General features: G+C 60.7%; 21 protein-coding genes and 1 riboswitch. Of the genes, 4 read left to right on the top strand and 17 right to left on the bottom strand.

Annotated features, from left to right (window positions below; all coding sequences use genetic code 11):
• Positions 1-66: 66 nt before the first annotated feature.
• Positions 67-1,647 (bottom strand): Na+/H+ antiporter NhaC family protein, encoded by a 1,581-nt coding sequence (locus J9885_RS15805; RefSeq protein WP_043760024.1) that lies wholly within the window; start codon positions 1,645-1,647, stop codon positions 67-69.
• An 87-nt stretch (positions 1,648-1,734) separates the two neighbouring features.
• A riboswitch (Lysine riboswitch) is annotated at positions 1,735-1,906 on the bottom strand.
• Positions 1,907-2,223: 317 nt separating this feature from the next.
• Here J9885_RS15805 and J9885_RS15800 point away from each other — a divergent pair.
• Entirely contained in the window at positions 2,224-2,628 is a 405-nt protein-coding gene (locus tag J9885_RS15800; RefSeq protein WP_043760023.1) for an H-NS family nucleoid-associated regulatory protein, read from the top strand.
• Between the two features lie 70 nt (positions 2,629-2,698).
• Here the strand turns inward: J9885_RS15800 and J9885_RS15795 are convergent, their stop codons facing one another.
• The 5 genes from J9885_RS15795 to J9885_RS15775 form a co-directional block, all read right to left on the bottom strand.
• Positions 2,699-3,262 (bottom strand): cob(I)yrinic acid a,c-diamide adenosyltransferase, encoded by a 564-nt coding sequence (locus J9885_RS15795; RefSeq protein ID WP_210550003.1) that lies wholly within the window; start codon positions 3,260-3,262, stop codon positions 2,699-2,701.
• Entirely contained in the window at positions 3,259-3,489 is a 231-nt protein-coding gene (locus J9885_RS15790) for a DUF3820 family protein (protein ID WP_210550002.1), read from the bottom strand. Before J9885_RS15790 ends, J9885_RS15795 begins: the two co-directional genes overlap by 4 nt.
• Position 3,490: 1 nt before the next feature.
• Positions 3,491-4,162, bottom strand: coding sequence for a 7-carboxy-7-deazaguanine synthase QueE (gene queE, locus J9885_RS15785; RefSeq protein ID WP_043760166.1), 672 nt, complete (start codon positions 4,160-4,162; stop codon positions 3,491-3,493).
• A 61-nt stretch (positions 4,163-4,223) separates the two neighbouring features.
• Positions 4,224-4,931, bottom strand: a complete 708-nt coding sequence (gene queC, locus J9885_RS15780; protein ID WP_210550001.1) for a 7-cyano-7-deazaguanine synthase QueC — start codon at positions 4,929-4,931, stop codon at positions 4,224-4,226.
• A gap of 22 nt (positions 4,932-4,953) precedes the next feature.
• Positions 4,954-5,613, bottom strand: a complete 660-nt coding sequence (locus J9885_RS15775; RefSeq protein ID WP_210550000.1) for a tRNA-uridine aminocarboxypropyltransferase — start codon at positions 5,611-5,613, stop codon at positions 4,954-4,956.
• Between J9885_RS15775 and rrtA the strand changes: the two genes are divergently transcribed.
• Complete coding sequence (rrtA, locus tag J9885_RS15770) at positions 5,579-6,157, top strand: rhombosortase (RefSeq protein WP_245155447.1); 579 nt, start codon at positions 5,579-5,581, stop codon at positions 6,155-6,157. The genes J9885_RS15775 and rrtA overlap by 35 nt on opposite strands.
• A 90-nt stretch (positions 6,158-6,247) precedes the next feature.
• Here rrtA and pyrF read toward each other — a convergent pair whose 3' ends face one another.
• The 6 genes from pyrF to cmk form a co-directional block, all read right to left on the bottom strand.
• Positions 6,248-6,946: an orotidine-5'-phosphate decarboxylase gene (gene pyrF, locus J9885_RS15765; protein WP_043760018.1), complete on the bottom strand. Its 699-nt coding sequence runs from the start codon at positions 6,944-6,946 to the stop codon at positions 6,248-6,250.
• Positions 6,947-7,094: 148 nt separating this feature from the next.
• The gene (gene lapB / locus J9885_RS15760) at positions 7,095-8,261 is read right to left on the bottom strand and encodes a lipopolysaccharide assembly protein LapB (protein WP_210549999.1); all 1,167 of its coding nucleotides are present in this window, start codon (positions 8,259-8,261) and stop codon (positions 7,095-7,097) included.
• 9 nt (positions 8,262-8,270) lie between these two features.
• Positions 8,271-8,555, bottom strand: coding sequence for a lipopolysaccharide assembly protein LapA domain-containing protein (locus J9885_RS15755; RefSeq protein ID WP_010675000.1), 285 nt, complete (start codon positions 8,553-8,555; stop codon positions 8,271-8,273).
• 156 nt (positions 8,556-8,711) lie between these two features.
• Positions 8,712-8,996: an integration host factor subunit beta gene (gene ihfB, locus J9885_RS15750; RefSeq protein ID WP_005337145.1), complete on the bottom strand. Its 285-nt coding sequence runs from the start codon at positions 8,994-8,996 to the stop codon at positions 8,712-8,714.
• Between the two features lie 91 nt (positions 8,997-9,087).
• Positions 9,088-10,758 carry a 30S ribosomal protein S1 gene (gene rpsA, locus J9885_RS15745; protein WP_005299919.1) on the bottom strand — a complete coding sequence of 557 codons (1,671 nt, stop codon included), beginning with the start codon at positions 10,756-10,758 and terminating at the stop codon, positions 9,088-9,090.
• Between the two features lie 93 nt (positions 10,759-10,851).
• A complete protein-coding gene (gene cmk, locus J9885_RS15740) occupies positions 10,852-11,544 on the bottom strand; it encodes a (d)CMP kinase (protein ID WP_043760001.1) in 693 nt (230 codons plus the stop codon).
• A gap of 261 nt (positions 11,545-11,805) precedes the next feature.
• Here cmk and ribA point away from each other — a divergent pair, with 261 nt between their 5' ends.
• Positions 11,806-12,399: a GTP cyclohydrolase II gene (gene ribA / locus J9885_RS15735; protein WP_210549998.1), complete on the top strand. Its 594-nt coding sequence runs from the start codon at positions 11,806-11,808 to the stop codon at positions 12,397-12,399.
• Positions 12,400-12,459: 60 nt separating this feature from the next.
• Here the strand turns inward: ribA and J9885_RS15730 are convergent, their stop codons facing one another.
• Complete coding sequence (locus tag J9885_RS15730) at positions 12,460-13,356, bottom strand: LysR family transcriptional regulator (RefSeq protein ID WP_210549997.1); 897 nt, start codon at positions 13,354-13,356, stop codon at positions 12,460-12,462.
• 93 nt (positions 13,357-13,449) lie between these two features.
• Between J9885_RS15730 and J9885_RS15725 the strand changes: the two genes are divergently transcribed.
• Entirely contained in the window at positions 13,450-14,697 is a 1,248-nt protein-coding gene (locus tag J9885_RS15725; protein ID WP_210549996.1) for an MFS transporter, read from the top strand.
• Here J9885_RS15725 and J9885_RS15720 read toward each other — a convergent pair.
• From J9885_RS15720 to J9885_RS15705, 4 genes are all read right to left on the bottom strand, one after another.
• Entirely contained in the window at positions 14,682-15,236 is a 555-nt protein-coding gene (locus J9885_RS15720) for a VOC family protein (RefSeq protein WP_043759994.1), read from the bottom strand. The two genes, J9885_RS15725 and J9885_RS15720, sit on opposite strands and share 16 nt — an antisense overlap.
• On the bottom strand, positions 15,230-15,994 hold the full coding sequence (locus J9885_RS15715) for a DNA repair protein (protein ID WP_210549995.1): 765 nt from the start codon (positions 15,992-15,994) through the stop codon (positions 15,230-15,232). The genes J9885_RS15720 and J9885_RS15715 overlap by 7 nt, the downstream gene beginning before the upstream one ends.
• A gap of 150 nt (positions 15,995-16,144) precedes the next feature.
• Entirely contained in the window at positions 16,145-16,870 is a 726-nt protein-coding gene (gene nfsA, locus J9885_RS15710; protein ID WP_210549994.1) for an oxygen-insensitive NADPH nitroreductase, read from the bottom strand.
• Between the two features lie 67 nt (positions 16,871-16,937).
• Entirely contained in the window at positions 16,938-18,500 is a 1,563-nt protein-coding gene (locus J9885_RS15705; protein WP_043759988.1) for an AbgT family transporter, read from the bottom strand.
• Positions 18,501-18,523: the final 23 nt, after the last annotated feature.

The following is an 18,523-nucleotide window of genomic DNA, read 5'->3' as shown; positions in this document are numbered from 1 at the left end:
AATGATGGGGCGCATGCTAACGAAAGCCCCCGCCAAAACCAAGGGGCCCGAAGGCCCCTTGTGCTCTTATGCGACGGCCAGCGCGCGATGCTGCCGGGTTTTGCGCAAATGGTAGCCAGAGAATATCAGGAACCAGAGCGCACTGACGGTGAAGCCGGCCAGCACAGAATGCATCAGCCCCATCACCAGGTAGCCGAGGGCGGCACCGAAGGCGACAGCCAGCGCATAGGGAAGCTGCGTCATCACGTGATCGATGTGATGGCAACCGGCGCCAGTGGCCGACAGTATGCTGGTGCTGGAGATGGGCGAGCTGTGATCGCCGAACACCGAGCCCGCCAGCACGGCCGCCAGCATGGGCAGCATCAGGGCCGCATCGCTGGCCGCTGCCATGTCGCCGGCAAGCGGCAGCATGATGCCGAAGGTGCCCCAGCTGGTGCCGGTGGCAAACGCCATGGCGCAGGAGAGCACGAAGACCACGGCAGGCAGTACTTCGACGGGCAGGTTGCCATTGGCCAGGGAAGCCAGGTACTTGCCGGTCTCCACGTCGCGCACCACGGCGCCAATGGTCCAGGCAAACAGCAGGATGTTGATGGCCGGCAGCATCGCCATGATCCCTTGCGGCGCTGCCTTCATCCAGTTGCTGGCGCCCAGCTTCAGGCGCATGGCCAGGCCGATGGAGACCACCAGGCTGCACAGGGCGCCATAGACCAGGGAAGAACCCACATTGGTGTTCTCGAAGGAGCCGAGCACGCTGAACGGCAGCCCCTTGTCGGCCAGCACGGTGGCACCGGAGTCGATCATGAAATAGACGGTAGCCAGGGTCAGGGTCAGGATCGGCAGCACCATGTCAATCATGCCGCCATTGCTCTCTTCCGGGCTCTCCATGTCCAGACCGATGGGACGGCCCTTGGACTCATCCCACAGCTTGCCCTCCAGGGCCCACTGCTCGTGCTGGCGCATGGGGCCGATATCGAGCTGGAAGGCGATCACCACCAGCACCATGATCAGGGTAAACACGGCATAGAGATTCATGGGGATCATCTCCACGAAGGCCGAGATGGGGCTCTGCTCGGTCAGACCGTGAGCCGCCATGATGCCCCCCACCAGGGCGATGATGTAGGCCCCCCAGGAGGAGATGGGCATCAGCACGCAGACCGGTGCGGCGGTGGAGTCCAGCAGATAGGCCAGTTTGGCGCGGGAGATCTGGAAGCGATCGGTCACCGGACGACAGATGGCCCCCACCGACAGGCTGTGGAAGAAGTCATCGATGAAGAAGGCAAACACCATCAGACCGGTGAGCGTCTTGGCCCCCTTGCGGGTCTTGGCGCGGCGCTCGGCCCACTCTGCAAAGGCCCGGGTCGCCCCGGAGACGCTCATCAGGCTGATGAGGCCACCGAGCAGCAACATGAAGATGATCATGTTGACGTTGTCACGATTGAGCGCACCGTCGACCCAGAAGATCTTCAGCACTGTGTTCAGCATGTAATGCAGGGAGTCGAGAGGAGAAAACTGGTTCAGCAGCAGGCTGCCTGCGACTATGCCCACCCCCAGCGACACCAGGACGCGGCGGGTGATGATCGCCAGGGCGACGGCCAGCAAGGGGGGAACGACGGACCAACCGGAGTCGGCGAAGTGAACGATGTCCATGATCTCTTTGCACCTAAAGACAACAGGTGGAGATCTACCGAGAGGATCAAAGAAACAAAACCCATGGGGAGGTCATACTCCTCAGCCCCTTCAGGTAGCGCTCCATAGTGGATGACTATGGCAGTCCTGCACCTATTAGATGCAGAACCAGCAACCCGGTATGATGGCCTGGTCACTTCGGCGCTGACTCCTTTCCTTGTGCATCATCGGCATCACCCTCCGCACGAGTAGTCATAGGCAGCGCGCCTCTACTTAAAGGTATTCGCGGCACATTTTATCGAGCCACCGGGTGATAGCAAGTTTTTTGATTAAATTTCAAGGCAGCTATGGCAAAACAAGGGGAAATGGTAGTCAAATGGTTCGCCATCATGGCCATTGACGACATTTTTGTCTATCAGGGGCTCTTTCGGAAATGAACACATCCAACAGGATAAATATATCTTCAAGAATATTTACGCTTCTTAATTTATCAGCCTAATTAATTATTTCGGTAGACTTGACTTGATGCCAAGCCCCCCTATAAATTACCGAAAAACATCTTCCCCTCCATAATATTCTGCTCGCGTGGTAGCCAATATGAACGAGTTTTTGAAAGTACTGTTGAATATCCGTAGCCTGCGGGCAACTTGCCGTGAATTGACGCTGGAACAGCTGGAAGAGGGATTGGAGAAACTCTCCGCCGTGGTCGCTGAGCGTCAACAGGATGAATCTGCCGAACGCCAGGCCCGCGAAGAACATCAAAAGAAAATTGCCGAATACGCCGAAATGCTGAAAGCCGCGGGAATCGATCCGGCTGAATTGGTGACCACGGCCGCCATCGACAGCCCCAAGGCCAGCAAAGGCAAACGCGCCCCCCGTCCCGCCAAATATCGTTATCTCGATAATGGCGTGGAAAAGACCTGGACCGGCCAGGGTCGCATGCCCTCCGTCATTGCCAAGGCCGTGGCCGAAGGCAAGTCCGTGGAAGACTTTGCCATCTGAGCGTGAATGCCCTTCCCCGCCAAATAAAAAACCTCGCCAGGCGAGGTTTTTTATTGCCAGAGTCTGCCCTTCAGCGCCGCTCTGCGGCCTTAACCCAGAGCACTTCAGGGATGCCCTGCGAGACCAGCAGATATCTGGCCACCGTGAAAAACCAGTCACTTAGCCGATTCAGGTAAGGCAGGACAGCCGGGTTCACCCGCTCTTCCCGGCTCAGCCCCAGCAGCAAGCGCTCGCAGCGGCGGGTCAGGGTACGTACCACGTGGGCCTGGGCAGCCGCCCGCGATCCGCTCGGCAAAATGAAATTGCGCAACACCGGCAGCTGGGCGCTGTAGGCATCGATCTGCTGCTCCAGTCTCTGGGTCCAGCTCTCGCTGACCTGCCAGAGGCTGGCCTCTTGCGCCTCGCTGGAAAAGGCCAGCTCGCCGCCCAGATCAAACAGCTCTTGCTGCAGCAATATCAGCTCGGCCAATAATACCGTCTCGTCGGCGGGTATTTCGGCCATCAAGAGTCCTATCTGGGAATTCAGCTCGTCGATGGCACCATAAGTTTCCACACGTCGATCATCTTTGGCCAGGGAAGTGCCATCGGCCAGACGCGTGAACCCCTTGTCACCCTGTCTCGTATATATTCTCATTCTGACATCCTGTTAATAATGGGAATAATCATGGACTCCAGCCCATTGAGTTTTATCTCGTACGCCAGTGCCAAAGATTGACCCAGAGCGCCGGCCGGAAAGCCACTGCGCGCCATCCATACCAGATAGGGTTCAGGAATATCGATGATGCGCCGCCCGCGATATTTCCCGTACGGCATCTTCTGCGCCAGGGTTAGCAATACCCTCTCATCACCGAGTCCGTCCATATCAATCGATATTCAGGTATTTATGGGTCTGGATGGAGAGCCGCCAGTTGCGGGCGATGCAAGTCGCCATCGCCAGCTCGGTGGCCCTGGGTTTCTGGCTGATGGGTTGCAGCGCGATCACCACATCCTCGCGCAGCCGGGCGCTCGCCAGCAGGGCGTCGAGCTCCTCGATGTGACGCTCCGTCGCTACAGGGTGCTTGATCTCGTTGGCCCGCTCCAGGGCCGACACCAGCACCGGCAATCCCCCTTTCATGCCGATCTTGGGGGAGACGGTCACCCAGGTCTGTTCGTGGGTCAGGATCTCGCTGGTACCGCTGGTCTCGATCTGCACCTGGTAACCCGACGCCACCAGGGCCGACGAGAGCTCGTTCAGATCATAGAGGCAGGGCTCGCCACCAGTTAACACCACGTGGCGCGCCCGGTATCCCAGGGTATCGAAGCTGGCCAGGATGTCGTGGGTGCTCATCTTGCTCCAGCCATCGGATTCGTTGGATCTGTCCAGCACTTCGCCACGCCCGACCTCACGGGCGGGATCCACCACCCAGGTATGGCGGGTGTCGCACCAGGGGCAACCCACCGGGCAGCCCTGCAGGCGAACGAAGATGGCGGGCAGGCCGGTGAAGACCCCCTCCCCCTGGATGGTCTGGAAGATCTCGTTGATTGGATAGTGCATCTTGATCACGACTGGCTACAAAAGGCGCGGATTATACCCCAAAGCCCGGCGCGGCACAGGCTCAACTTCCGCTTTTCTCACCGAGCCCGGTTTTCTTGTACAACCGGGCCGCAATGGCTGCCCTGTCGGCCAGATAGAGGTCTAGCCCCCGTCGGCGCAGCTCGCAGGCAGGACAAGCCCCGCAGCCATCCCCCTGGATGCCGTTATAGCAGGTCAGGGTCTGGTGGCGCACGGTATCCAGGTGACCGTAGTGATCCGCCAGTGCCCAGGTCTCGGCCTTGTCGAGCCACATCAGGGGGGTCTCGAAGCGAATGGCGCGATCCAGCCCCAGGGAGACCGCCTGATTGAGTGCCTTGACGAACTCGTCGCGGCAATCGGGGTAGCCGGAAAAGTCGGTCTCGCACACCCCGGTGATCACCGCCTCGGCGCCCACCTGATAGGCGTAAATGGAGGCCAGGGTCAGGAACAGGATGTTGCGCCCCGGTACGAAGGTATTGGGCAGGCCGTTATCCTGCAGCTCACCGCTCACCGGAATATCGTCCCGGGTCAGGGCCGAGATGGCGAGCTCCCCCAGCATGGTGACGTCCATCACCTTGTGGGCGGCAATGCCAAGCGCCCCGGCCAGCTGGCGCGCGGTTTCTATCTCCGCCCGGTGGCGCTGGCCATAGTCGAAGGTGATGGCGTGCACTTCGTCATAAAGAGCCAGAGCCTGCGCCAGACAGGTGGTGCTGTCCTGTCCTCCACTGAATACCACGACGGCTTTTTTCACGTTCATCACTCCTCTGGGCAGTTCAACGGCGACGACCCTGTGCAAAGTCATGCCACTGCCGGTTCAAATGGGTAAAAAGGGTCATCAGAGGGGCGAAGCGCTCAGGCTCGCCCTCCCATTGGGATAACAGATGGTAGCCCGCCTCCAGGGTCGACAAGGCGCCGGGAAACGGCTTTTTGCGAATGGAATACTGCCCGGCAAGATCGCCGAGCGTGATCCGCGGCAGCCCGAGCAGGGCCGTCGAGCTGTGCAGCATGCGGTATGCCTTGCGCCAGGTGCCATCGAGCAGAATGAAGTGCGCCCTCGCCTCTCCCCCATCAGCATGGCGTGCGAGGTGCGACCTCGCCTGTGCCGGAGTCATCGCATCCTCATCAGGCCACAGCAGATAGCACTGTACTTTGGGGTCGGCCAGCAGGGCATTGAGCGCCTCGTCGCCGGAAAAATCCTCCCCCACGTGGATGCGGACATCGGTGAGAGACGCCGCCAGCAGCGCAGCCGTCCCCTTGGGATGTCCCACCTCGCCGGGGTGTTGCAGGATGTGGAGCGGTGCGAGATGAGGTACCCGCCGGATATAATCGCACAGGCACGCTTTGAGGGCTCGGGTACAGCGTGTACAGTATCGGCTCTCTTTGTCGTTGGGCTGTTTCATGTTGTCTGAAAAATCGGGTCTGCTCTGGGTCATCGCGCTTTCGCTCGTCACTGCCTTGCTCTTCTTCACCGTGCCGAACCATCAACTCGCCTTCGAACGCGACCTGATCGCCCAGGGCGAAGGGTGGCGCATCATAACAGGCAATCTGGCCCACACCAATGGATGGCACCTGCTGCTCAACCTCTGCGGGCTGGCGGTACTCTACAGCCTGTTCCAGGAGTATCTGACAGGGTGGCGCCTGCCCGTGCTGCTGCTCTTGCTCGGCGCCGCCGTCGGGCTCGGGATCTGGTGGTGGTGCCCGCAAACCCTGTGGTACATGGGCCTCTCCGGCCTGCTGCACGGTCTGTTCGTATGGGGTGCCATGCAGGATATCCGCTATCGCCGTCACTCCGGCTGGCTCATGCTGCTGGGTATCGTCATCAAGCTGGGCGTGGATTTCTACAGCGCCGGAGAGAGCCCGGTATCCGCCCTCATCGGGGCCAGGGTGCATATCGAATCGCACCTTATCGGGTCCGGCGCTGGCCTGCTCCTCGGCCTCTTCCCCATCAGCCTGGGTGCCCAGGTCAGCAAGAGCTGAGCCCGTCCACCGGGCAGCAGTCAGCCATTCCCCAAAATGCAACAGGCCGGATCTGGGATCCGGCCTGTTGTGTTATCGAGGCTCAGTCCGTTAGCGGTTCAGCTCGGCGTTGATCGCCCCCAGCACGGCAGCAGGCTCCCCTGACTGGGTAATGGGGCGCCCGATGACCAGGTAGTCGGCCCCCGCCTCCACCGCTGCCAGCGGTGTCATGACGCGGCGCTGATCTCCGGCGGCGGATCCGCTTGGACGAATGCCCGGGGTCACCAGCTTGAACTCGGCCCCGAGCAGAGCCTTCAGCTCGCGAGCCTCCTCGGCGGAGCAGACCACGCCATCCAGTCCCGCCGCCTTGGCGAGGGTAGCCAGACGGATCACCTGCTCGGCCGGGGTCACATCCAGCCCCAGAGGCGCCATGTCGGACTGCTCCATGCTGGTCAGCACCGTCACCCCGATAAGCAGGGGGGCCTTGTCGCCGTATGGCAGCAGCGCCTCCTTGGCGGCACGCATCATCCGCTCGCCGCCGCTGGCGTGGACATTCACCATCCAGACGCCAAGTTCAGCGCTTGCCGCCACCGCCTTGGCCACCGTGTTGGGGATGTCGTGGAATTTCAGATCCAGGAAGACGTCGAACCCCTTTGCCACCAGCTGGCGGACGAACTGGGGGCCAAACAGGGTAAACATCTCCTTGCCTACCTTGAGGCGGCACTGGGCCGGGGAGATCTGTTCGATGAAGGCGAAGGCGTCGGCTTCGTGCTGATAATCCAGCGCAACCAGTACTTTGGGGTCTTGCATGTCACTTCCTATGGGTTGTTATGCCACATCCAGGGGCAGCCGGACCGCAGACCGGGTGCACGCTGGCATCTGAATTACTTGGGTGTCCTTGGTCGCCCGGGTTCGCACCGGGCACCCCGCCAGGGGTTGGCATCCACTCTCTAGTCGCTTATTCCCCATCCAACCCACGAATAGGTTTGATGGAGCCCCACTGCCGGCAGGAAGGACACTGCCAGAACAGCGAATGGGTCGCAAAGCCGCACTGACGGCACTTGTGGGTCGACTTGATCTTGATCTGCTCGCCGACCAGCTGCTGCAGCAGCTCGAGGCTCTCCTTGGCCGGCCCCTCTTCGGCGCTTGCCAGCTGGAAGCCGACCAGCTGATAGAAGCCTTTCATGGAGGGGTGGCGGCGCAGTTGGCGCAGCACCAGAGCGCGGGCCTGGCTCAGGCCGTCGCGTGCCTCGACCAGGTTGGCCAGTGCCAGCGTCACGCTGACTCCGGCGTGATCCTCCACCGCCTTTTCCAGCAGTGGGATCAGCGCCTCGCTGCGGCCGAGCTCGCGATAACAGTCGAGCAGCTTGGGGATAGCTTCGGAGGCAAAATCGATGTCCTGTTCGAACACCCGCAGCAGCTCCTTGCTGGCCTCCTCGAACTTGCCCTCCTCCATCGAGAGATCGGCCAGTCGCAGGCTCGCCCGTGCGCAAGCCGGATAAGCGCCGAGCGCACGCTTGAGTTTGGCGATGCCCGTTACCTTGTCGCCGTCGCGCAGGGCGTTTTCCGCCTGTTCGCAATAAAAATGGGAGATGGGTTCGGCCAGTTTCTTGCCCTGGAACTTCTGCAGGCGACTGGCTACCTCGATGGCCCTGTCCCAGTCACGCAACTTCTGATGGATGACGAGCAGCTGGGCCAGAGCCGTCTCCTCGAAGTCACTGTCCTCGCAAAGCTCTTTCCAGAGCGCTTCGGCCCGATCCAGGAGCCCTGCAGCCAGAAAATCGCGAGCCAGCTCCTGCAGGGCGAGCTGGCGCTGCTCCCGGGTCAGCTGGCGGGCGACCAGGTTCTGGTGGATCTTGATGGCACGATCGACTTCGCCCCGCTGACGGAACAGGTTGCCGAGGGAGAGATGGGTTTCGATGGTTTCGCTGTCCACCTCCAGCAGCTGGATGAAGAGATCCACCGCCTTGTCGGATTCATCGGACAGCAAATAGTTGAGACCCGCCACGTACTGGCGGGAAAACTTGTTACTCTGTTGCTGGGTGTCCTGGCGAACACTCCTGCGTCCCATATACCAGCCATAACCGGCGGCAATGGGCAACAGCAGGAAAAGCAGTTCAAGCATCGAGGGACATTATTCCTTGGTTGTCGACCGGGCAAGCTCCAACTCGCGAGATTGACGACGCATGGTTCGATTCAGAGTGCGGTTTTGCAGTTTGAGACGCAGGAAGAGCAGGCCGAATACCAGCCAGCCCAGCAGGAAACCACCGGCGAAGAAGAATCCCAGCAACATGGAGAGCGAGAACTCCCCCTGGGCGATCAGATAATTGAACTGTACCAGCTGACCGTTTTGCGAACCTATGGCCAGCGTCAGAACAAACACCAGCACCAATGGGATGAGGGCCAAGATACGCTTCATGGGAGCTCCCTGTCTGTAGCTAATGAGAAACTGATTATCCTTAAAATCATCGGCAGACTCTAGAGCGAATGGGAAAAGACTGCGAGAAACCCGACAATGCGCAGGTTAAAGACGGTAAAAATAAAAAAGGCATACCCTGGTATGCCATTTTCTGCATTATTCGACGATGTTCACGCGCTCGCGCAACTCTTTGCCAGGCTTGAAGTGCGGGACATATTTCCCGGTCAGTTCAACCTTGTCCCCTGTCTTGGGGTTGCGACCCACACGGGGCGCACGATAGTGCAGTGAAAAACTTCCAAATCCTCGGATTTCAATCCGGTCGCCGTTTTGCAAGGTCGATGCCATCTGCTCAAGGATCTCCTTGATGGCGGCTTCGACATCCTTGGCCGGCATATGCATGCGGCTGGCTGCCAGTTGTTCGATGAGATCTGATTTGGTCATAAGGTTAAATCTCCTTCCCCGATCACATGCAATAAACATTTGCCAGGATAAAAAAGGGCGGCGCAATGCCGCCCTTTTCTTGCATCAAGGATTACTCACCCTTGGCGGCTTTGAACGCTTCGGCCATGGCATTGCTGAACACAACTTCTTCTTGTTGGTTCAGGTTGTCGATAGCAACACGCTCGTCAGCCTCGTCCTTAGCGCGGACAGACAGGCTTACGGTGCGGTTCTTGCGATCAACGCCCATGAATTTAGCTTCAACTTCGTCACCAACAGACAGCACCAGAGTGGCGTCTTCTACGCGGTCACGAGCAGCGTCGGAGGCACGCAGGTAGCCTTCTACGCCGTCAGCCAGTTCGATCACGGCACCCTTGGCATCAACCTCGGTAACCTTACCCTTCACGATAGCACCTTTCTTGTTGTCAGACAGGTACTTGTTGAACGGGTCTTCTTCGATCTGCTTGACGCCCAGGGAGATGCGCTCACGCTCCGGGTCCACTTGCAGAACAACGGCTTCGATCTCGTCGCCCTTCTTGAATTCACGCACTGCTTCTTCACCCTGGTTGTTCCAGGAGATGTCAGACAGGTGAACCAGGCCGTCGATGCCGCCGTCCAGACCGATGAAGATACCGAAGTCAGTGATGGACTTGATCTTGCCGGAAACACGGTCGCCCTTGGCGTGAGTTTCGGCAAACAGCTGCCACGGGTTGGACTTGCACTGCTTCAGACCCAGGGAGATACGACGACGCTCTTCGTCGATGTCCAGAACCATCACATCAACCACGTCGCCAACGTTAACAACCTTGGACGGGTGGATGTTCTTGTTGGTCCAATCCATCTCGGATACGTGTACCAAGCCTTCAACGCCTTCTTCGATTTCAACGAAGCAGCCGTAGTCGGTCAGGTTGGTCACGCGGCCAGACAGACGGGTGGTCTCCGGGTAACGCTTGGCGATAGCAACCCAGGGATCTTCGCCCAGCTGCTTCAGACCCAGGGATACACGGGTACGCTCGCGGTCGAACTTCAGAACCTTGACTGCGATCTCGTCGCCAACGTTGACGATTTCGGAAGGATGCTTAACGCGCTTCCACGCCATGTCGGTGATGTGCAGCAGGCCGTCAACGCCGCCCAGATCTACGAATGCACCGTAGTCGGTCAGGTTCTTGACGATACCCTTAACTTCTTGACCTTCTTGCAGGTTGGCCAGCAGGCTTTCGCGCTCGGAGGTGTTCTCGGTTTCGATCACGGCACGACGGGAAACAACAACGTTGTTGCGCTTCTGGTCCAGCTTGATGACTTTGAACTCGAGTTCTTTGTTTTCCAGGTGAGCGGTGTCACGGATAGGACGCACGTCAACCAGGGAACCCGGCAGGAAGGCACGGATGCCGTTCAGTTCAACGGTGAAGCCACCCTTGACCTTGCCGTTGATGATACCGATAACGGTAGCTTGCTCTTCGTAAGCTTTTTCAAGCTGCAGCCAGGCTTCGTGGCGCTTGGCTTTTTCGCGGGACAGCTTGGTTTCGCCGAAACCATCTTCGATAGAGTCCAGAGCCACGTCAACGGAGTCACCTACGTTGATTTCCAGCTCGCCCATGGCGTTCTTGAATTCTTCAGCCGGGATAGCAGACTCGGATTTCAGACCGGCATCAACCAGTACGAAACCGTTCTCGATAGCAACGACAGTGCCCTTGACGATGGAACCTTGACGGGTTTCAACGGCGTTCAGGGACTCTTCAAAGAGTTGAGCAAAAGATTCGATCATTGTTTATGTCACAAATGAAACATCCACCTGCAATCCTGCACAAGCGGGGTTGTTTTAAATTATCTGCGCCATCCATGGTGCAGACGACTGGCATCAGCTTGCGCCGATGTCACCAAGTTGTTGCTCTGCATAGGCAAGTACCGTCACCAGCACTTCATCTATGGTCATAGACGTTGAGTCTACCACAAGAGCATCTTCCGCGGGTTTCAGGGGGGCGACGGCGCGATTTCTATCGCGATCGTCCCGCTCCCGAATCTCGGTTAAAAGACGCTCAAAGTTAACATCAAAGCCCTTATCTTGCAACTGCTTATAGCGGCGCTGGGCCCGCTCCTCGGCACTTGCATCGAGGAAAATCTTCACGTTGGCCTCGGGGAAAACCACGGTGCCCATGTCGCGACCGTCGGCAATGAGACCAGGGGCTTGGCGGAATGCACGCTGGCGGCGCAACAGGGCTTCGCGCACGCGCGGGAAGGCGGCGATCTTGCTCGCGGCATTGCCGACCTCTTCGGTGCGGATGGTGCGGGAAACGTCCTCCCCTTCCAGCACCACCTTGACCAGATCACCCTCCACCTGGAACTGCACGTCCAGATTGGCAGCCAGGGGGACCAGCGCCGCTTCGGCATCGAGCTCCACATCGTGATGCAGGGCCGCCAGGGCCAGTACCCGATAGATGGCCCCGGAATCGAGCAGGTGCCAACCCAGTTTCGCAGCCAACAGCTGGCACAGCGTGCCTTTTCCTGCGCCACTCGGGCCATCAATCGTCATAACGGGGGCCATGTGAGGCATATTCGTTCTCCTGCGTACTCGGCATCTTGACTGGTTACGCATCCCTGGTCGGGATGGGGTAATGGGCGCCGATTATACCCGAATGCACCGGCGCTGGCAGTTGTCGGGGCACACAATTGCGCAAAAGTCGTCGCGATTGCGCCAATTCTGACCAATCCGCTAACCCCCTGCGCACGCAAGGTTTTGTTCTTATGGTTGTTATGCACAAGGCGCGCTACACTAGCCGCCCTTTTTCAAGCAGCTGTAGTCAGGAGCAACCATATGAGCAGCGTTACCCTCGTGGCCAAATCCAAGTTGCCGACCCCCTGGGGCACTTTCACGCTGGTTGGTTTTCAGGAAACCGGCACCGGCAAGGACCATGCCGCGCTGGTGATGGGCGACATCGCTGACGGTGAGCCCGTACTGGGCCGCATCCATTCCGAGTGCCTGACCGGGGATGCCCTGTTCAGCCTGCGCTGCGACTGCGGCTTCCAGCTGCAGGCCGCCCTGGAGAACATCGCCAAGGCAGGCCGTGGCGTCCTGCTCTATGTACGTCAGGAAGGGCGAGGCATCGGTCTGCTCAACAAGATCCGGGCCTATCATCTGCAGGATCAGGGGGCTGATACCGTCGAGGCCAACGTGGCGCTCGGTTTTGCCGCCGACATGCGCGATTACACCATCTGTGCCGACATGCTCAAGGCGCTCGAGGTCAAGTCCCTGCGTCTGATGACCAACAACCCGCGCAAGATGAAGGCGATGGAATCCTTTGGCATTCCGGTGGCGGAGCGCGTGCCCCTGCAGGAAGGGCGCAACCCCCACAACGAGTTCTATCTCTCTACCAAGGCCAACAAGCTGGACCACCTGCTCAAGAAGTGATGCCGCCTTCGAACTCGACATGAAAAACGCCTCCCTTGGGAGGCGTTTTTGTTGGCGTCGTCACCCGAGGCCGGGGTCTGCTCCCGGTGCAGCCTGTGACAGCAGGAAGTCGCGCAGCGCCCGGTTCGCCATGGAGAGGGGATCCCCCCGCCGCCAGGCCACGCAGAGATCGAGAAAGATGGGCGGAGCGAAGGGGATGCCGGTGAGCGCCGGCTCCTCTTCCAGCGCCATGCGCAGGAAGGTGGTCACGGCAAACCCCTGGCGCACCACTGCCTTGAGCAGCGGAATGAGGTTGCTCTCGAAGGCGATGTTGGGTTCTAGCCCAATCCCCTGTGCCAGCACCTCCATGTGCTCCCTGTGGTAGAACCCTCGCCGGAACATGGCGAGCTCCTGGCTGAAGAACTGCGGCAACGAGACGGCCCCCGCCTCCCGCAGCGGATGCTCCTCCCCGACCACCATCAGCATCTCCTCGCGCAGGAGCTGGGCCCCCTCGAGGGCCGGCGGCAGATCGCTGGTGATGAGGATGGCGAGATCCAGGCTGCCGTCCACCATGCGGCTGAGCAGCTCCCGGGTCCCCGCCTCCTCTACCCTGATCTTCAAACCGGGATAGCGGTGCTTGAAAGCCATCAGGATAGGGGGAAAATAGTAGGATCCCATCATGTAGGGGATGCCGATGCGCACCTCCCCCCGCTCCAGCCCCTTGAGCTCGGCCATCTCTGCCTCTGCCTGGTGCATCTGGCGCAGCAGCCGCTCGGCGTGGCGGCAAAGCAGCTCCCCCTCCGGCGTGAGGCGCACGCTGCGGTCCTGCCGGTCGAACAGGCGCAGATCGAGCTGCTGTTCCAGCTTGGCGATGGCCATGCTGACAGCTGGCTGGGCCACGTGCAGCGCCTGTGCCGCCCGGGTGAAGGAGCCGGCATCGCGTACCGCCAGCAGATAACCAAGCTGTTTCAGATCCATATCAACTTCATTTATCAGAACAATAACTTAAATATATTATATTTATAGGAAACGGCGCACTACTCTGCACAAAAGTCGTCGGGACAACTCCACATGATCGAAGTAGGCAGTCGCGAATGGATACGCGCCACCCTGGCCCTCAGCCTGGGATCCTTCCTGGTATTTCTCAATCTCTACCAGACTCACCCCCTGCTGCCCCTCCTGGCAGAGGTGTTCTCCGTCAGCTCCTTGTCCGCCAGCTGGACCCTGGCCGGCTGCACCGCCGGGCTCGCTGTCTCCTTGCTCATCTGCGCCCGCCTGGCGGACAGGTTCGGGCGGCGGCGGATCATGCTATGGACCCTGAGCGCCGCCATCCTGCTCTCCCTGTGCATCCCCTGGGTGACCCGGTTCGATCTGCTGGTGAGCCTGCGCATCCTGCAGGGGATGCTGCTGGCGGGGCTGCCTGCCACAGCTATCGCCTACATGGGGGAAGAGTTCAGCAAGCGAGCCCTGCTCTCTGCGGTCGGGGTCTACATCGCCGCCAACTCCCTGGGGGGCATCGCAGGCCGGGTGGTCGGCGGTCTGCTGGCCGGCGGATTCGGTGACTGGCAGCACACCTTCCTCGGCATCGGCCTCATCAGCCTCGCCCTGCTCCCCCTGGTCATCTGGCTGCTGCCGGCCCAGACCCGCTTCGTGGCCGTGGAAGCCGCCCCCGGACAGCTGCGCCGCGCCATCCAGAGCCACCTCGGTAACCCGCTGCTGGCAGGGGCCTACCTCATCGGCGGGCTCAACTTCATGGTCTTTCTGAACCAGTACAGCTACCTCACCTTCCTGCTGGCCAAGGCCCCCTTCTCCCTGCCAACCCAGTGGCTCGGTATGCTGTTTCTGACCTACCTCACCGGCACCCTCGCCTCCTCCCTGAGCGGGCGCGGCGCCCATCGCTGGGGCCCGCAACGCATGTTGCTGGCGGGGATCACCCTGATGGCGCTCGGCAGCCTAGCCCTGTTGCAAGGCACCCTGGTCGCCATCATCGGGGGGCTGCTGATATCGAGCTTCGGCTTCTTCCTCGCCCACGCCTGTGCCAGCGCCTGGGTCGGCCAGCACGTGGAGCACAACCGGGCACTCGCCTCATCGCTCTATCTGGTGGGGTACTATCTGGGAGCCAGTCTGGGTGGTTTATATCTGCATCCCTTCTGGGAGCGGGGGGGCTTGGGCGGGCTGGTGCTCGGCATCGAGCTGGTACTGTGCGTGACCGCGGGCTTGAGCCTCTGGCTGGGGCAGTTGAAGGGGCGCGCGGCGGCGCAGCCCCCTGTCCTCACCCAGCCCGGCGCAGGCGGGCCGTCGACTCACAGGCCGTCGTAGTAATCCGCCGGTACGGGCACCACGGCACCGGTACACAGCTCTTCGTCGATCACCTCAGATAGCGGGCGCAAGTGAAACTTGATCTGCCCGGAGGGCAGCATCAGGCCCACGTCAGGGTTGCGCCCGTCATCCATATTGGCCGTCTTGAACGCCACATCGGGATGGGCGGCCACCAGGGCCTGGAGCGACGGTACCACCAGCTCGATATGCTCGAGACCGGCCTGATGGCTGCGTCCCGCCTTAGGGGCGGCCAGCTCGATGCAGGGCACGGTGACCTGCTCCCAGCAGACAGGCCGATGCAGACGATAGGTAGCGATGGGGCGCCCCCCTATCATCCCCTCCACCAGCAATACCCCGTGCGCCGCCAGCGTCTCTTTCAACTCCAGATATTCCGGCAGGGTGGCGGCCCGGTAGCAGAGATGGTCCACCACGGGGGAGTCTGATGCCCCCATGACGGTGTGCATTTCAGTGAGCAGTTGGCAAACGAATGGGGCCATGGGCCCCAGCGTGGAATCCAGTGGATGAGACATGGTCACCATTTCTTCTTCGGTTGGAACAGGACGTCGAGTTCGTCGGCCTCTTTGTCCTTGAGGTTTTGCAGCTCCTTCTCGCTGTGCTGCTGCAGATGCTCTTCCAGCTGCCGCATCCCCTGACGCATGTCCTCTTCCCGCGCCAGCAGGTAGGGATCCTTGTCGGAGACGTTGGCCAGGGCGCCGAGCCCCTTGGTGTAGAGCTGGCGGCAGGTGCCGTACTGCCCCTGGATCTGGGCATCCATGGCCCGCTTGAGCAGGTTGGCGATGTTGATCTTGAGCTGCATCAGCTCGAGGCGGCGATCCTCCTGAGCAAACCCCTGGGGGTCTATCTTGCCCTTGTTGTGCTCGACCCGCAGCACGGCCCGCATCTTCTTGGCCAGCTGCAGCATCTGGATGGCCTGGCGGTCGGACTCCGGCGTCTTGAAGTGGCCCTCGTCCTGACTGCTGTAGTTCTCCTGCACATTCTTGATCTGGGTCTGGACGTCGGCGATGCGCTGCTTGATCTGCGCGTTCGGCATGACCAGGGCGATGGCGCGATAGGCATCCAGAATGCGATGTTGCATCAGCAGCACCATGTTCTTGGAGAAGGGCACCAGGTTGACGTTCAGCAGCACCTCTTCGGTCTCGTCGGCCACGGCCTTGTGGCGGGCGATGGCCTGGCGCTTGTCCGCCTCGGCCTTCTGTTTGTATTGCTGCACCACGTTGTAGGCGATGACCAGAAACAGGAGTGCGCCAATTGACAGCAATATCATGGTTAAAATCATAGGGTTTTCACACTCCATTCCCAATCCAATTGCGTGATCCTACAACAGCTTAGCTCCATAGGATAGCGCCCTGATCCCGCCCTGCCTCACAAGAACGCGAGCAGGGGGCGAAACCTGCGGCACCCTGTTCCATATCGCCCGCCGTCCCTATTACTTGAGGCAAAAACCCTTCGACTGCAGGAACCCCAGCATGAAAGGCCTGGCCTCCTTGCCGAGGATGGCCCTGATCTGCCCGCTCCAGGTCTGCTGCTTGTTGTTGCTGCTGCGCCCCTGATAGTAGTCGTGGATCTGCTGGTCATACCGGGCCAGCAGGGCGCGATCCAGGGCCGCCGGATAGCGGTTCTCATGCACCACCAGCGCCCGGGGCAGGCGCGGCTTCTGCTCCGGCTGCTGGGCCGGGTGGCCGAGGCAAAGGCCAAACAGCGGTATCACCTGTTGGGGCAGCCCCAGCAGTTCGCTCACCGCGGCCGGATTGTTGCGAATGCCACCGATGTAGACCCCCCCCAGCCCCAGAGACTGGGCGGCCAGCAGTGCATTCTGGGCCATCAGGGCACCGTCGATGGCGCCGATGAGGAGCTGCTCCACAAACCCGGTCTGGGCCTCGGGGACGATCTGGCTGTGGCGCTGGTAGTCGGCACAAAACAGCAGAAACTCCGCCGCCTCGGCCACGTAGGCCTGGTGGCCGGCCAGCTCGGCCAGGGTGGTGCGCAGCCTCTTGTCGGTGACCCGGATGATGCTGTTGGCCTGCAGGAAGCTGGAACTCGCGGCGCTCTGGGCGGCGCTCAGGATCTGATCGAGCTGCTCCGCGGTGATGGGCTGCGAAGTGAACTGGCGAATGGAACGATGGGATAGGATGAGATCGATGGTCGGGTTCATGGTACCTCCACAATGGAGGCCACACTGTACCCAAAAAAATCGAGGGGCCCAAGGCCCCTCGCCGCCCTCAGGGGGCCGGATACACATAGGGTGCCTGCAACCCGAGCGGGAAGCCCAGCCCCCAGTAGACCAGCAGGAAGATGGTCCAGCTCACCAGGAAGGCCAGGGAATAGGGCAGCATCATGGAGACCAGGGTGCCAATGCCGGTGCTCTTCACATACTGCTGGCAATAGACCACCACCAGGGGGAAGAAGACCATCAGCGGGGTGATGATGTTGGAGGCGGAGTCGCCCACGCGATACGCAGCCTGGGTCAGCTCAGGCGAGATACCGACCGCCATCAACATGGGCACCAGAATCGGGCTGATGAGGGCCCACTTGGCGGAGGCCGACCCCACCACCAGGTTGACGGTGGCGGTGAGCAGGATCATCCCGACGATGGTCACCTCCCCCGGCAGCGCCAGGGCGTGCAGCACCTCGGCGCCTGATAGCGCCAGCAGGGTTCCCAGGTTGGAGTCGCCAAACGCCTTGATGAAGAGGGCGCAGAAGAAGGCCATCACCATGTAGGAGCCCATCTTGTTCATGGTGGCCGACATGGCGTCAATCACGTCCTTGCCGCTCTTGAAGCTGCCAGCCACGAAGCCGTATACGATGCCGGGCAGGATGAAAAGCAGGAAGATGAGGGGCACGATGGACTTCATCACCGGGGCGGCGAAGGTGGTCAGGGAACCATCCGGTGCCCGCAGCGGCGAGTCACCCGGAGACAGGGCCAGCCCCAGCAGCACCACGGCCGCCAGCATGGCAAACCCGGCCCAGTTGAAGGCACGGCTCTCTCGTTCGCTGTAGCGCCCCATCTCGTCGGCACTCTCCAGATCCTCGTTGAGGGGCACCTGTTTGAGGCGCGGCTCGACAATTCTCTCGGTGACGAACCAGCCCACACAGATGATCAGCAGCGAGGAGGCGCCGGTGAAGATGATGTTGCACAGGGTATTGACCATGTAGTCGGGGTCAAGCAACTGGGCGGCGGACTGGGTGAAGCCCTGCAGCAGGGCGTCGCCACCGGAGGGCAGGAAGTTCGCCGCAAAGCCGCCGGAGACGCCGGCAAAGGCGGCGGCAATCCCCGCCAGCGGATGACGACCCGCCGCGTGGAAGATGATGCCACCGATGGGGATCACCAGCACGTAGCCCGCATCGGCTGCGGTATGGCTGACGATGGCCACCAGGATCAGCATGGGGGTCAGGAAGCGCGCCGGCGTGACCTTTAGCAATTTCTTGAGCCCGGTGTTGATGAAGCCGGACTGTTCGGCCACCCCGACACCCAGCATGGCGACCAGCACGATGCCAAGGGGGGCAAAACCGGTGAAGGTGGTGACCATGCTGGAGAGGAATTCGGCCAGGCCCGCCCCGGTCAGCAGGTTGTTGACGACCACGGCCTCCCCGGTACGGGGATTGACCAGATCGAAGGTGAACTGGGAGCCTATCCAGGAGCCGACCCAGACGATCAGCAGGGCATAAAGGAACAACATGGCGGGATCCGGCAGCTTGTTGCCCGCCTTCTCGACCCCGTTCAGAAAGCGGTTCAACCAGCCACCGGCATTGGCCGGACGCTCGTTCACTGCGGCTTGACTCATTATGGTGATACTCCGTTACCAAG

This window comes from Aeromonas sp. SrichE-2G, assembly GCF_017939565.1.
Taxonomy (GTDB): domain Bacteria; phylum Pseudomonadota; class Gammaproteobacteria; order Enterobacterales; family Aeromonadaceae; genus Aeromonas; species Aeromonas taiwanensis.
Note: the sequence above shows the minus strand (reverse complement) of the source record. Positions and strands in the feature narration are given on the sequence as shown.

Coding starts and splice junctions, on each gene's coding strand:
- J9885_RS15795 (WP_210550003.1), bottom strand. CDS start 3,262: ATGAGAATATATACGAGACAGGGTGACAAGGGGTTCACGCGTCTGGCC.
- lapB (WP_210549999.1), bottom strand. CDS start 8,261: ATGCTTGAACTGCTTTTCCTGCTGTTGCCCATTGCCGCCGGTTATGGC.
- J9885_RS15705 (WP_043759988.1), bottom strand. CDS start 18,500: ATGAGTCAAGCCGCAGTGAACGAGCGTCCGGCCAATGCCGGTGGCTGG.
- J9885_RS15805 (WP_043760024.1), bottom strand. CDS start 1,647: ATGGACATCGTTCACTTCGCCGACTCCGGTTGGTCCGTCGTTCCCCCC.
- ribA (WP_210549998.1), top strand. CDS start 11,806: ATGAGCAGCGTTACCCTCGTGGCCAAATCCAAGTTGCCGACCCCCTGG.
- J9885_RS15755 (WP_010675000.1), bottom strand. CDS start 8,555: ATGAAGCGTATCTTGGCCCTCATCCCATTGGTGCTGGTGTTTGTTCTG.
- J9885_RS15725 (WP_210549996.1), top strand. CDS start 13,450: ATGATCGAAGTAGGCAGTCGCGAATGGATACGCGCCACCCTGGCCCTC.
- J9885_RS15715 (WP_210549995.1), bottom strand. CDS start 15,994: ATGATTTTAACCATGATATTGCTGTCAATTGGCGCACTCCTGTTTCTG.
- rpsA (WP_005299919.1), bottom strand. CDS start 10,758: ATGATCGAATCTTTTGCTCAACTCTTTGAAGAGTCCCTGAACGCCGTT.
- J9885_RS15790 (WP_210550002.1), bottom strand. CDS start 3,489: ATGGACGGACTCGGTGATGAGAGGGTATTGCTAACCCTGGCGCAGAAG.
- cmk (WP_043760001.1), bottom strand. CDS start 11,544: ATGCCTCACATGGCCCCCGTTATGACGATTGATGGCCCGAGTGGCGCA.
- J9885_RS15775 (WP_210550000.1), bottom strand. CDS start 5,613: ATGACCCAGAGCAGACCCGATTTTTCAGACAACATGAAACAGCCCAAC.
- J9885_RS15800 (WP_043760023.1), top strand. CDS start 2,224: ATGAACGAGTTTTTGAAAGTACTGTTGAATATCCGTAGCCTGCGGGCA.
- ihfB (WP_005337145.1), bottom strand. CDS start 8,996: ATGACCAAATCAGATCTCATCGAACAACTGGCAGCCAGCCGCATGCAT.
- nfsA (WP_210549994.1), bottom strand. CDS start 16,870: ATGAACCCGACCATCGATCTCATCCTATCCCATCGTTCCATTCGCCAG.
- pyrF (WP_043760018.1), bottom strand. CDS start 6,946: ATGCAAGACCCCAAAGTACTGGTTGCGCTGGATTATCAGCACGAAGCC.
- queE (WP_043760166.1), bottom strand. CDS start 4,162: ATGCACTATCCAATCAACGAGATCTTCCAGACCATCCAGGGGGAGGGG.
- J9885_RS15730 (WP_210549997.1), bottom strand. CDS start 13,356: ATGGATCTGAAACAGCTTGGTTATCTGCTGGCGGTACGCGATGCCGGC.
- J9885_RS15720 (WP_043759994.1), bottom strand. CDS start 15,236: ATGGTGACCATGTCTCATCCACTGGATTCCACGCTGGGGCCCATGGCC.
- rrtA (WP_245155447.1), top strand. CDS start 5,579: ATGTTGTCTGAAAAATCGGGTCTGCTCTGGGTCATCGCGCTTTCGCTC.